The 13,008-nt window shown below is 38.7% G+C and carries 11 protein-coding genes and 1 pseudogene; 5 read left to right on the forward strand and 7 right to left on the reverse strand.

From position 1 onward, the window contains the following. The 3 genes and pseudogenes from V7659_RS14740 to V7659_RS14750 all read left to right on the forward strand — a co-directional run. Positions 1-220 (forward strand): annotated as a pseudogene (locus V7659_RS14740) (adenosylmethionine decarboxylase); the annotation flags it as partial. Between the two features lie 360 nt (positions 221-580). Then, on the forward strand, positions 581-1,006 hold the full coding sequence (locus tag V7659_RS14745; RefSeq protein WP_335540645.1) for an SRPBCC family protein: 426 nt from the start codon (positions 581-583) through the stop codon (positions 1,004-1,006). Beyond that, on the forward strand, positions 1,007-1,378 hold the full coding sequence (locus V7659_RS14750) for an ArsR/SmtB family transcription factor (protein ID WP_335540646.1): 372 nt from the start codon (positions 1,007-1,009) through the stop codon (positions 1,376-1,378). It abuts the gene before it with no gap. A gap of 49 nt (positions 1,379-1,427) precedes the next feature. Here V7659_RS14750 and V7659_RS14755 read toward each other — a convergent pair whose 3' ends face one another. After that, entirely contained in the window at positions 1,428-3,428 is a 2,001-nt protein-coding gene (locus V7659_RS14755) for a YhgE/Pip domain-containing protein (protein ID WP_335540647.1), read from the reverse strand. Positions 3,429-3,553: 125 nt separating this feature from the next. Between V7659_RS14755 and V7659_RS14760 the strand changes: the two genes are divergently transcribed. Next, positions 3,554-4,438, forward strand: coding sequence for a LysR family transcriptional regulator (locus V7659_RS14760; RefSeq protein ID WP_335540648.1), 885 nt, complete (start codon positions 3,554-3,556; stop codon positions 4,436-4,438). A gap of 48 nt (positions 4,439-4,486) precedes the next feature. Here V7659_RS14760 and V7659_RS14765 read toward each other — a convergent pair whose 3' ends face one another. The 4 genes from V7659_RS14765 to V7659_RS14780 form a co-directional block, all read right to left on the reverse strand. Continuing rightward, entirely contained in the window at positions 4,487-5,842 is a 1,356-nt protein-coding gene (locus tag V7659_RS14765) for an amino acid permease (RefSeq protein WP_335540649.1), read from the reverse strand. Between the two features lie 105 nt (positions 5,843-5,947). Next, positions 5,948-6,280, reverse strand: a complete 333-nt coding sequence (ytxJ, locus tag V7659_RS14770) for a bacillithiol system redox-active protein YtxJ (protein WP_283875457.1) — start codon at positions 6,278-6,280, stop codon at positions 5,948-5,950. A 92-nt stretch (positions 6,281-6,372) separates the two neighbouring features. After that, on the reverse strand, positions 6,373-6,867 hold the full coding sequence (locus V7659_RS14775; RefSeq protein WP_335452882.1) for a YtxH domain-containing protein: 495 nt from the start codon (positions 6,865-6,867) through the stop codon (positions 6,373-6,375). Between the two features lie 22 nt (positions 6,868-6,889). Next, entirely contained in the window at positions 6,890-7,351 is a 462-nt protein-coding gene (locus tag V7659_RS14780) for a DUF948 domain-containing protein (protein ID WP_335452879.1), read from the reverse strand. A 224-nt stretch (positions 7,352-7,575) separates the two neighbouring features. Here V7659_RS14780 and V7659_RS14785 point away from each other — a divergent pair, with 224 nt between their 5' ends. Next, positions 7,576-8,691, forward strand: coding sequence for an aminopeptidase (locus V7659_RS14785; protein ID WP_335452876.1), 1,116 nt, complete (start codon positions 7,576-7,578; stop codon positions 8,689-8,691). Between the two features lie 39 nt (positions 8,692-8,730). On the opposite strand, the gene murC is transcribed toward V7659_RS14785, so the two are convergent. Together murC and V7659_RS14795 are read right to left on the reverse strand one after the other, a co-directional pair. After that, complete coding sequence (murC, locus tag V7659_RS14790; RefSeq protein ID WP_335452873.1) at positions 8,731-10,032, reverse strand: UDP-N-acetylmuramate--L-alanine ligase; 1,302 nt, start codon at positions 10,030-10,032, stop codon at positions 8,731-8,733. Between the two features lie 231 nt (positions 10,033-10,263). Further along, positions 10,264-12,237, reverse strand: coding sequence for a DNA translocase FtsK (locus V7659_RS14795; RefSeq protein ID WP_420491245.1), 1,974 nt, complete (start codon positions 12,235-12,237; stop codon positions 10,264-10,266). Between the last annotated feature and the right edge of the window lie 771 nt (positions 12,238-13,008).

Genomic DNA, 13,008 nt, shown 5'->3' on the forward strand with positions numbered 1-13,008 from the left:
TATCCCTGATGATGTTGGTGAATTATTCGATATGATTGACGTCAATGTTTATCAAGAGCATATTTTTCACACGAAATGCAAACTGCGTGAATTCGATTTAAATAATTATTTATTTGGATATACCAAAGACACTTTAACCCCTGATGAACATATTGAAATTACTGAGCGGTTAAAGATCGAGATGGATGAAATTTTTTATGGGAAAAATATTGTTCAATAGCATGTTAAGAAGCAGAAATATAAAGACAGTGGTGTAGATCAGGTCTACGTGACCCAAACAGAATTAGAATCAAGACAAGGGTCACGTAGAAGGAGTCTACGTGACTTAAATAATGTTAGAATCAGGATTACAGTCACGTAGAAAGGGGCTATGTGACCCAAAAAATATAGGATCAGGATTAAAGTCACGTAGAAGGGGTCTACGTGACCCAAACAATATCAGAATCAAGATTAAAGTCACTTAGATGCAAACAGCCTTAAAAAAATCCGCTTGACGTGCAACCAAATGGTGTTATATAGTATTTTTATGAAACCAAAAGGTTTCGCAATTCGCAGCAAAATCTGAGGAGGCAAATTATTAATGAGTAACGAGTCACAGGCAACATTAGAGGATATAAAGTATACGATTGTTTATAATGCTCCGATTGCAAAAGTATGGGATGCAGTGGCTACAGCAGAGGGTCTAAGTGCTTGGTTCATGCCGAATGATCTTCAGGCAGTTGAAGGTCATGAGTTTCATTTAAATGCAGCACAATTTGGTATGTCGCCATGTAAGGTAACACATGTTGATCCTCCAAACCGTCTATCTTTTAACTGGGGTAAAGATTGGACACTCACATTCGAACTAAAAGAACTAGATGATAAAACGGAGTTAACATTAATTCATGGAGGTTGGGATGCGAATAAAGTCACTGAATTTGGTCAACCGCATACTCCAATCCGTGAACATATGAATCAGGGCTGGGCAGGTCTTGTGAAAAAATTACAGGGATATGTTGAGGCATAAATGGCAGCTTCCTCGGCAAAGCATGATGTCTTTCAAGCCATCGCTGATCCAACAAGAAGAAAGCTGTTAAAACTGCTTAGCAAAGAAGAGATGCCTGTAACGGCAATAAGTGAGCATTTCCCGATAAGCCGTACTGCTGTCTCTAAGCATCTCCGTGTATTAGCGGAGGCGGGGCTGGTTAATGAACGGAAAGCGGGAAGGGAAACAAGGTACAAGCTTGAGCCGGAACCTTTAGTTGAATTAAAAGATTGGCTCCAATATTTTGAACTATTTTGGGAAAATAAATTGTCGGCACTTAGGCTATTTGTCGAGACAGATGTAACCGAAGTCGAACATCTTCATCCAGCGAAGGAAAAGCCTGAGGACAAATAGCATAAAAAAAGTGATACCCATGTAATGTTGGGTATCACTTTTTTAGTCCCTAATGAGAAGCCTCCACAGAAGGTTTGGAATGTTGAAGGTGACTTGTCACCCATCCAATACCTCCAGCTATTACTAGATATAAAAGTAAGATTAGTATTTGCTGTTGAAGCCTTGCCCAATCTCCTAGCGAGATCACCTCTTGGAAGCTCCGTAATGAATGAGCCATTGGTAAAATGCTTCCGATCTTGCTAAGGGCAGGATTACTCAATTCACCTGGGAATGTCCCACCACATGTTGCTAATTGTAAAACTAACAGTGTGACAGCCATAAATTTCCCTGCAACTCCAAACACGGTCACTAACATAAGGATGAACGTCATGAAGGTTAGGGATACAATGATGCTGGATAAAATAAACATTGGTATACTTGCCACATGTACTTTAAATCCAAAAAGTACGACCAAATCTACAAATAAGACCTGAATTAATGCAATCAAGTACTTCAGCCCGAGTTTATTTATAAAATGCTGCGTTCCATTAACCATTAAGTCTTGTCTGCGTCCTAATGGAAGAATGTTCGCTGCCATAATTCCCCCTACATAAAATGCCAGGGACAGAAAATAGGGTGTAATTCCCGTACCATAATTCGGAACCTCAGATAAATCTGATTCTACTAATTTAACCGGTTCAGAAAACATGGAAGTTAATTGATCATTATTATGGATACTTGACGTTTGGTTCGCTGCATCATTTAATTTAGTGGCTAACTCATCTGAACCAACTGTCAATTGATCTAAACCATCTACTAACTGATTGGTGCCGTTGTCCAGTTTACTTCCCCCGTTTGCTAAAGCAAATATTCCATCGTTTAATGAAGCAAAACCATTTTCCCATTGAGAGAAACCATTGGAAAATTGTACAGTTCCCTCAGACAATTTTTTTGCCCCGTTCGATGCATCCTCCATTTTATTACCAAACTGCTTCATTCCATCTTGGACTTTTGTTTGTCCTTGAACTAATTGCTTTGCACCTTGCGCAAGTTGGGCTTGACCACTGCTCAATGAATCAGCTGCTTTTGATAGACCGGTTGACATGGCAGCAATTTGTTGGAAGGTCGCATCATCTTTCATCTCAGGGTGATTTTGCAAAAATTGCTCCACGGCTTCCGTTAAATCATCTGTCGTGTTTTTCATCCCTGCTTGCCCTTGGGATAACTTTTCACCACTCAGAGCTAAAGATTTCATGCCTTCCGTTAATTGCTCCATCCCAGTTTCTAAATTTGCGTGACCGTCAGAAAGCTTTTCCATGCCAGTTGAAAGTGATTGTGAGCCCTCTTTTAAGCCATCAAGCCCCTGAGTTAATTTTTGTTGACCGTTTGAAAGCTGTTTACTTCCATCCTCTAGTTTTTCTGCACCATCATTTAAGCGGTGGACACCATCTGAAAGCTGAACCATTCCAGTTTTGGCATCGATTGTTCCTTGATTAATTTTTGAGGCACCGTCGCCGGCAGCACGTAACCCGTCTGCTAAATCAACAAAATTTGAAAATACACCATCTGCGTAGGATTTCGTAATGCTTGCTGCTATTTTTGCTCTCATTTTTTCCGTTGCGGTAGTACTAATCTGTGAAGCAACGAAGTTTTTCCCTGGATTTATTTTATACTTCAGTTTTGCCTGTTCTGGATGCTCATCCATTAATGTACTGACTTTTTGTGAAAAATCTTTTGGAATCGTCAGCACCATATAATATTTCCCGTCTTTTAACCCTTGATTTGCGGTCTTTTCAGAGAGGAAGGAGAAGTTCAAATCCTTATTTTCTTTTAAGTTTTTGACAAATTCTTTACCTGCCTCAATGGACTTGTTATCCATCAGCGATCCTTTATCTAGATTGACAACAGCGACTGGAAGTTGATCCAACCGTCCATAGGGATTCCAATAGCCCGCTAGAAAGAAACCGGAATATATTAATGGAACTATTAACAGGAATACTAAGGCGATCCGTCCGTGCTTATGATGCCACATCATCTTTAAATCTCTAAATACTAAATGAAATCCTTTCATAATTACCCCTTTGGAATTGAATTATTTAACATAATCACTATGATAAATAGTTTTTAGTATATTGTATAATATATAATTAGTTATCATTTAGTAGCTTTCAAGCTATTGATAGGGGGGCATTATTCATGGAATTTTTACAATTACAGTACTTTCAGACCGTTGCCAGACTTGAGCATATGACCAAAGCAGCTGAAGAACTTCAAATTGCCCAACCCTCATTAAGTAAAACCATAGCTCGATTAGAGGAAGATTTGGGTGTTCCTTTATTTGATCGGAAAAATCGTCAACTTCGACTAAACGAATACGGAAAGATGTTCTTAGAGCGAGTCAATAGGATATTTTTAGAATTAAATGAAGGGAAAAGGGAAATTGCAGACAAGGCACATCAGGGACAAACTCAAATTACTTTAGCGGTCAGTATTCCAAGAGTCCTTCCTGAGTTAATAAGTTCTTTTTTAAAGCATTATCCCGAGGTGAAATTTCAACAAGTCCTCGAGTCCACTTCCACTATGAAAAGCCAACTTGAAAAGGCTGAGATTGATTTTTGTATTTCATCGGTGCCTATTGAGGGGACAGATATCGTTTGGGAACCGCTAATGACAGAAGAGATTTACTTAATTGTTCCGCCCGAACACAGGCTTGCGAGGAAAGAGAAAATATTTCTTCATGAAGTAAAGAACGAGCCTTTTATCGGTATGAATTCAGGTTTCGGGTTTAGAAATCTAACAGATGAATTTTGTCGACAGGCAGGATTTGTTCCAAATATTGCTTTTGAAGGGGATGAACCGGGGGTAATAGGGGATTTGGTTCAACAAGGATTAGGGATTGCTTTCATTCCCGAAATTTCTTGGATTCATCGTTTGAACCCCTTTCCAAATAAACTGAGAATTATTGAACCCAAATGCAAACGAACCATTGGGTTGGGCTGGTCAAAGAGGCGTTATTTATCTGAGGCAAGTCAACAATTTCGTCAATATGTGATCGAATACTTTTCGAAGATATCTGTGTGAAACAGCAAAAGGCCAGCAAATAAAAATTGCTGGCCTTTTCTGTATCTATTAAACGGGAATTTTATTCTGCCCATTTTTTCTAACAAGAAAGGAGAGAATGATCAGCAAGCCAACTGTCGCTAAGCTTACCGATGCACCAATAATATTATTTGGATTAAACACAAATCCAATAAAGATAATACTTAAAGATACAAGTGCGAATATGGTCGTATATGGAAACCATTTTACTTGGAAAGCCGGTTGATTCTTGTAAAGTGGTCTTAGTTTTAACTGCGCTGCACAAATACTAATCCAGAGTAACATGACTGTAAACCCTGGAATGGTCATAAGATAGCCGATAACCTGACTAGGTGTTAAATAAGCTAGAAAAACACCTGCTAGCATACAGACACTCGTAAGCATAATTCCTGTTAATGGGATTCCCTTTGCAGAGAGTTTTGCCAAAACCTTTGGTGCAACACCACTTTGTGCCATCGAAAATAGCGTTCTTGATGTCGCATAGATTCCTGAATTTGCAGCCGATAGGACGGCTGTCAAAAGGACAAAGTTCATAATGTGTGCTGCTCCTGGTAAACCCGTTGCACTAAAGACCTGAACGAAGGGACTGTCTGTACCAGTAACTTTGTCCCAAGGCATGAGTCCACAAATGATTAGAATTGGTAATATATAAAAAATGATGACACGCCATACAGCACCTTTAATAATTTTTGGCAATACTCGCTCGGCATCCTTTGTTTCGGTTATAGCTACCCCGATTAATTCCGCACCGCCATAAGAAAACATGACGACTAAAAATGCGCTGAACATTCCACCCATTCCGTGCGGGAAAAATCCGCCATGAGCTGTATAGTTAGAGAGTGGATCCTGAATCGAGCTAGGAATAATACCAAAAAGGAGTGAAAAGCCTAAGATAATAAAGGCCACTAGTGCAATGATTTTAATTCCTGCAAACCAAAATTCAAGCTCCCCATAATTTTTTACTTGAGTTAAATTGATTCCTACGATTACAACTGCACAAAGGAAACTTAACAGCCATAAAGGTATCGTAGGAAACCAAAATTGTAGAAAACTTCCCGCAGCTAGTAATTCAACAACCGTAACAAGAGTCCAGTTGATCCAGTAGAGCCATCCGACGATATAAGAAACTTGGAAACCAAATGCTTTGTTTACTAAATGCTGTACATTTAAATTTGGAAAAGCAAGCGCCATTTCCCCTAGGGCTGCCATTATGATAAATAGTAATAGACCGCCAATTAAATAGGCAACGACTACACTAGGTCCAGCAATGGCTAATGTATCGGAACTGCCTTTGAATATCCCCGTCCCAATCATACCAGCCAAAGCAATAAACTGGACATGCCTTGGTAATAATCCTTTTTGTAAGTTCTGATGATTTTTTTTCATGTCTTCTCCCACTATTCTTTTTCACTTAGACGCTTTTAAGCACTAAAGTATTTGTATGATAATAGAACGAAATCAGCTTGTCCATTAACGAAAACCTAAATAGTTTTATTGATTTTCACCTACGGCACCTGTTAAGGAACGGCTTGTAATTTTCCAGTGAGAAGCATTCCATAATGGCTCCCCATTTGAAAACAGGATCGTTTGCGGCGATTCATGTTTGATTTGAAATTTTTCTGCCACTTCATTAGATAATGGACGAGAATCCTGAACGGCTAGGAAATAAGTAGGTACAGACTGATTTTCATTTGCAAACTTTTCATATTCCTTGTAAGCTGCATGGCTAATTGGACATGTTAAACTGTGCTTCAAAAGAAAGAACTTACTCTCCTTTTTTAATACTTCATCAAATTGTTCTACGGTATCAATTTTCTCTAACATGTGTACATTCCTCCAAAAATGAAATAAACGGTGAAGTAATTTTATCACTCCACCGTTTCTATCACAAATAAACTGATTCAACTCATCAATTTTTAAAGTTTAACCTTATTTTCTTCCTCTTCTAATGCCTTTTCTGCTTCTTCAATTTTTCTTCTTATTTCAGTGCTGTCTAAGGTCCCACTTTCGATGGATTTCTTTGCTTTACTTTTTTCTTGTAAGGGCTGAATGGGAATATAGGTTGATTCTGAATCGTCTACCTGTTCGCTCTGATTTGTTATTTTTCCTTTTACCTTATCCAATAGTCCGGTAGATTGCAGGACAATCCCTTGGGACAAGGAGGAACTTTTAGAGACTAATTCATTACTTTTGCTCATAACATTTTCTCTTATTGTCGATGTTTTATCGATAATGGAACCAGCTTGGTTACTAAACCTATTCCGAAGATCTTTTCCCGATTTGGGAGCCAGAAAAAGTGCGGCAGCAGCACCAACTACTCCTCCGATAATTGCACCAAGTAGAAAACTATTGGATGACTCTTCATTTCGAGCTTGATTCGTCTCTCTTGAATCAAAATCCCTATTTGACATCTTCAAATTCCTCCTCTATTTTCTAGTGTGATCTAACTCTCTTACCCTGATTTAAGCTAATCTCATTTTTTTCTTGCTTTCTTGCCTGCCATTTATCCTTTAATTCAAGAATGACATTACTCCATTGCACAATTTGCGAAATTTTTTCTTTGCTTTCCTCAACCTGGGTATCCACTGATTTTGTAATATTTTTTAGTGTTCCATTAAATTTAGTGACTGTTGTGCCCACATCCTTGACGGCATCAACAACACTTGTTAAACTTTCAGTTTTCTCTTTGAGATCATCTGCTAATGCGTTTGTTTTTTGTAAAAGTATGGTCGTTTCAGCTGTTACACCATCTAATTGTTTTTCTAATCCAGCTAATGTTTTTGAAACACTTGTAAGGGTAACTTGAAATGATTTGAGCGTTGTCGATAAAAATATGACAAGCACAAAAAATGCGATTGCTATCAAGGCTACGCTTAAGTATAAAATTATTTGCATAATGCACCTCCGCCTTAATCCTATCAATATGTATATCCCATCACGGATAGATATAAACCTCGCTAATTATCTTATACTACTTCCATATTTTTGTCCTCTTTTCCTGCCGTTTCACTTAAAAAATTTCAACAACATGGTCACAAAAGTTTTATTTTTCAACTTTAAGGCTGGATTCGGTTACAATATGTGAGTAAGGATATAATTTTTTGTTGGAGGCGTTAAGAATGAAAGATCCTCGTATTGAGAAACTAGCAAAAAACTTAATTAATTATTCGATCCAGCTTAAAAAAGGAGAAAAGGTTTTAATCGAGAACTTTGGACTGCAGCGTGAGCTTGTGACCGCGCTCGTAAAGGAAGCCTACTTAGCCGGGGGCTACCCTTTTGTGCTGTTAAAGGACCATCAGGTAGACCGCTCACTATTATTCGGAGCACAAGAAGAGCAATTTAACATGATGGCCGAATTCGAAGCAAATGTAATGAGTAAAATGGATGCATACATAGGTCTTCGGTCCGGTGATAACATCAGTGAACAATCCGATGTCCCGGATGATAAAATGAAAATCCATGGCAACACGATTGGTAAAAAAGTTCATCGCGACATTCGTGTTCCAAAGACAAAATGGGTTGTCCTTCGCTACCCAACTTCTTCCATGGCTCAATTAGCTAAAATGAGTACAGAGGCATTTGAAGACTTTTATTTTGATGTTTGTAACCTCGATTACGGAAAAATGGATCAAGCAATGGATAGTCTGAAAGAGCTAATGGACCGAACAGACAAAGTTCGAATTACAGGTCCAGGAACAGACCTTAGCTTTTCTATTAAGGATATACCAGCCATAAAATGTGCCGGACGATTAAATATTCCTGACGGTGAGGTCTATACAGCTCCTGTTCGCGACTCAGTCAATGGCGTAATTACGTATAACACCCCTTCACCATACCAAGGGTTTACGTTTGAAAATGTGAAGTTAACCTTCAAAGAAGGGAAGATTGTTGAAGCGGAATCAAATGATTCTAGTCGGATTAATAAAATCTTCGATACCGATGAAGGTGCACGTTATATTGGAGAATTTGCTATTGGTGTTAATCCGTTTATCCTTAATCCAATGCAAGATATCTTGTTTGATGAAAAAATTGCTGGCAGCTTCCATTTTACACCTGGGCAATGTTATGATGATGCCTTTAATGGCAACCATTCTAATATCCACTGGGATATGGTTAACATTCAACGGCCGGAGTATGGCGGCGGAGAAATCTATTTTGACGGTGTCTTAATTCGAAAAGATGGCCTATTTGTTCTTCCAGAGTTAGAGGTTTTAAATCCGGAAAACTTAAAATAAAAAGAAGGATGCCAACTACTTGCTGGCATCCTTTCTTTATTATTTCGCTAACTGTTTTTCGTAGGATTCCTGGAATTTTTGAATATCTCCAGCACCCATAAAAATAATGACGCTATTGTCATAGTCATTTAAAACTGAAGTATGTTCCTCGGTAATAACTTCGGATCCTTCGATTCTTGTCTGAAGATCCTTGATTGTTAGTTTTCCATGATTTTCACGGGCAGACCCAAAAATCTCACATAAATAGGCTTTATCTGCTTCTCTTAAACTTTTGGCAAAGTCTTCAAGAAACGCTTGAGTGCGTGAAAAGGTATGTGGTTGGAAAACAGCCACAATTTTACGGTCGGGATATTTTTGCTTTGCCGCATCAATCGTTGCTTTAATTTCAGTCGGGTGATGGGCATAATCATCGATTAATATTTGTGAACCGATTCTTTTTTCGGAAAATCTTCTCTTTACACCTTGGAAGGTCATTAATTGGTCCTTGACTACTTCTACACTAATTTCTTCATAATGACACAGACCGATAACGGCAAGTGCGTTTAATACGCTATGATCGCCAAAGGTTGGAATGGTGAATGTGTCATAGAATGTATTACGAATGAAGACATCAAAAGTCGTTCCAGTGGTTGTCTTCACAAGGTTTTTTGCTTGATAGTCATTTTCCTCGCCAAAACCATAAAACAAGACAGGAACCTTTGCCTGAATTTTCTGAAGCTGTTCATCATCACCATAAGCAAATATTCCTTTTTTCACTTGAATCGCCATTTCTTGAAACGCTGAAAAGACATCATCAATATTTGCAAAATAATCAGGATGATCAAAATCAATATTCGTCATAATCGCATAGTCAGGAAAGTAAGACAAGAAGTGCCTTCTGTATTCACAAGCTTCAAATACAAAATATTCTGAGCCTTCTTTTCCTTTACCTGTCCCATCACCAATTAAAAATGATGTTGGCTTAGCTCCTTCAATCACATGGGCCAGTAAGCCTGTTGTAGAAGTCTTTCCGTGCGCACCAGTAACTGCTACACTAGTAAAGTTTTGCATAAAGTCACCTAAAAACCGATGGTAACGAACAATAGGAAGCCCAAGTTTCATCGCCTCTTGAATTTCCTCATGTGTATCAGGAAAAGCATTTCCTGCAATAATCGTCATTCCTGGCTTGATATTCTCCTTTTGGAAGGGAAGAATGGTAATCCCTGATTGCTCAAGGGCCAGTTGTGTAAAAAAGCGCTTTTCGACATCGGAGCCTTGCACCTTAAATTTCATATCATGCAGAACTTGTGCGAGTGCACTCATCCCAGACCCCTTTATACCGACAAAATGGTAAATAGTCATAGAAGAACCTCCAACAACGTCTATCTGTAAAACAGTATATGACATCTGTCTGTATTTGCTAACAAGAAAACAGAGGACTATTGTACACTATAACTTCAATAACCTCTAAAAAACATATTTAATAATTATATCATTAATCAGCCCGAAAAACTATTTGCAAACAAATTCTTTAGATTCTGACTAGTTATTCACTATATATTATTTATCCTTGTCATGAAAGAATACTCTCAATTAATTATTTGCATTAGCCTCTAAAATGGATTCTAAATCTGCATGGGTAATTAATACTTCACGCGCTTTGCTTCCATTTGCACTAGTAATATAGCCACTAGTCTCAAGCATATCCATCAATCTTGCCGCACGATTATAGCCTATTTTAAAACGCCTTTGCAGACTTGATGTTGATGCTCCGCCCTGGTCAATGATAAATTCACAGGCCTCATAAAAAAGTTCATCTTCCGTTTCCGTTACTTGAGCTTTTTTTAATAATTCTTCTTGCTCAAACAAGTAATCCGGTTCGCGCTGTTCCCTTACATGACCTACAACCAGATCAATTTCTTCATCCGAGACAAACGTTCCTTGCAAACGGACAGGTTTAGATGAACCATTTTCTAAAAATAACATATCCCCGCGGCCAAGTAACTTTTCTGCCCCGCTAATATCAATGATTGTGCGTGAATCCACCTGAGAAGAAACAGAAAAGGCGATTCGGGTAGGAATATTGGCTTTAATTAAGCCCGTGATTACATCAACTGATGGCCTTTGTGTGGCGACAATTAAATGAATTCCACATGCTCTTGCCTTTTGAGCAATTCTACAAATAGCTTCTTCCACATCTGCTGGTGACATCATCATTAAATCGGCTAACTCATCGATAATAATCACAATAAACGGAAGTTTATCCGCATACTGTTTATGCTTTATTGCCAGTTCGTTAAAGCGATTAATGTCACGAACACCGGTATGGGCAAACAATTCGTATCGTCTTTCCATTTCGTCGACCGCCCATTTTAATGCAGCTGTTGCCGCCTTAACATCCGTTATAACAGGACTGACAAGATGGGGAATTCGGTTGTATGGTGCGAGTTCGACCATTTTTGGGTCAATTAATAATAGCTTTAAGTCTTCAGGACTGGCTTTAAAAAGTAAGCTAACCAAAATAGTGTTAATGCACACGCTCTTCCCTGACCCTGTCGCACCAGCAATCAAACCGTGCGGCATTTTCTTCAAGTCAGTGACAATCGGCTTTCCGGCAATATCCAGGCCAAGCACGGCTGTTAAAGGGGAGGAAGATTCCTTGAATGTACTGCTTTGAATAATTTCGTTGATGAATACAGGACGTGACTTTTGGTTTGGAACTTCAATCCCAATCGTATGCTTTCCTGGTATTGGAGCTTCCATCCGAATGTCTCTTGCAGCAAGGCTTAACTTAATATCATCCGTCAGGTTGGTAATTTTGTTTACCTTGACTCCTGGCTCCGGCTGAACTTCAAAACGGGTAACCGAAGGACCTTGTGTGACATTAACGACACTGGCGCCTACATTAAAGTTTTTTAAGGTTTCGTTTAAAATTTCTTCTTGCTCTAACAACCATTTCGTATCATTCCCGACTGTAACAGGTGGGTTTAGCAAACTAGATGTTGGAAACCCATATTGACCATCATCTGGTTCATCCTGGGTGATCTCTTCCTTTCTTGAAAATAGATCGATCACTTGGTTGTTCTGTTCCAGCTGAACATTTTCTTGTGGCCGCATAACTTGTGCTTCCACTTCCCTATTTCTCTTTCGCTCTTCCCATTTTTGTTTATCTTGTTTTAACATCATCACATTAAATGGCAAATGGGAACGCTTTGGTACTGTGGGTTCAGGTATAGTCTCTGGTTCTGGTGTGTTCTCAAGTTCTGAGAAGGACTCTAGTTCTGAAACGAACTCTGGTTCTGATACGGAATCTGGTTCTGAAACGAACTCTGGTTCTGAAATGAACTCTGGTTCTGATAGCGAATCTGGTTCTGTTACGGAACCTAGTTCTAAAATGGTCTCTAGTTCTAATATAGTCTCGAATTCTGGTAAATCCTCTTCCACATCATTTGAATCATCTGCTGCTATTAATTCTTTTACCTCTTCAAATGAGTCTTCATCTTGTGGTTCTACGAATTCTTTCTGAATCATTTCTCCATGAATTGTTTCCACATCGAGGATTTCCATTTCAATTTCTGATTGTTTAATGATTTCTATTTCAGTTGTCATCCTTTCTGAAGGAGTTAGACTGTCAATCAGATCTTTTTCATCCTCTTCTAGAAAGTGGCTTAATTCATGCTCGACAATTTTCTCCGTATTCTTCGGCCGATTAAACCCAAAAACGGGAGAAGGAATTTCTGTCGGTTGAAAGGGACCGCTCTTCTTACTAGTTGGTTCTTTTTTAAGTTTAGGCAGTTCCTGTTTAACCATTTTAACTTCTGGTTTTTCCCTAATGATTCTATGATCCGGTTCTGGGAGCGGATTTTTTCTTTTTTGTCGTAATGTTTGTTCTTTTGGCTTGGGTGTCTCCTTAAGTTTTGGCGGATGAAAAGGATGATTACTGCCTTTTGGGTATTGATAGGACACCTTGGTCTCTAAATCCTTAACACTTTCATTTTTGTTTAGAAACGGCAGACCTTCTTGTTTATGTATTATGTAACCTTCAAATTCATCATCATCATCATCTTCTTTTCTTAATTTTTGAAATAGGTTTTGGAACCAGCTCAAAACTATCACTCTTTCTACTAACTACTTTAAATCTATCACTTTATTTTATCAGTTTTTTAGATTTTTTCGACATAATTCTTTTAAATGAGGCAAAATACACTCTGAACAATTGATCAATGAGAAAAGCGCAAGCGCCCTGGTCAGCGGCGTATGGCCTGGAGCGCTCCAACTGAGATAAAGGAAACACGAAGAGCCGGAGGCGATTCGATGTTGACTTATCGTAGGGCGGAG

Source organism: Neobacillus drentensis (genome assembly GCF_036966985.1).
Classification (GTDB): domain Bacteria; phylum Bacillota; class Bacilli; order Bacillales; family Cytobacillaceae; genus Neobacillus; species Neobacillus drentensis_E.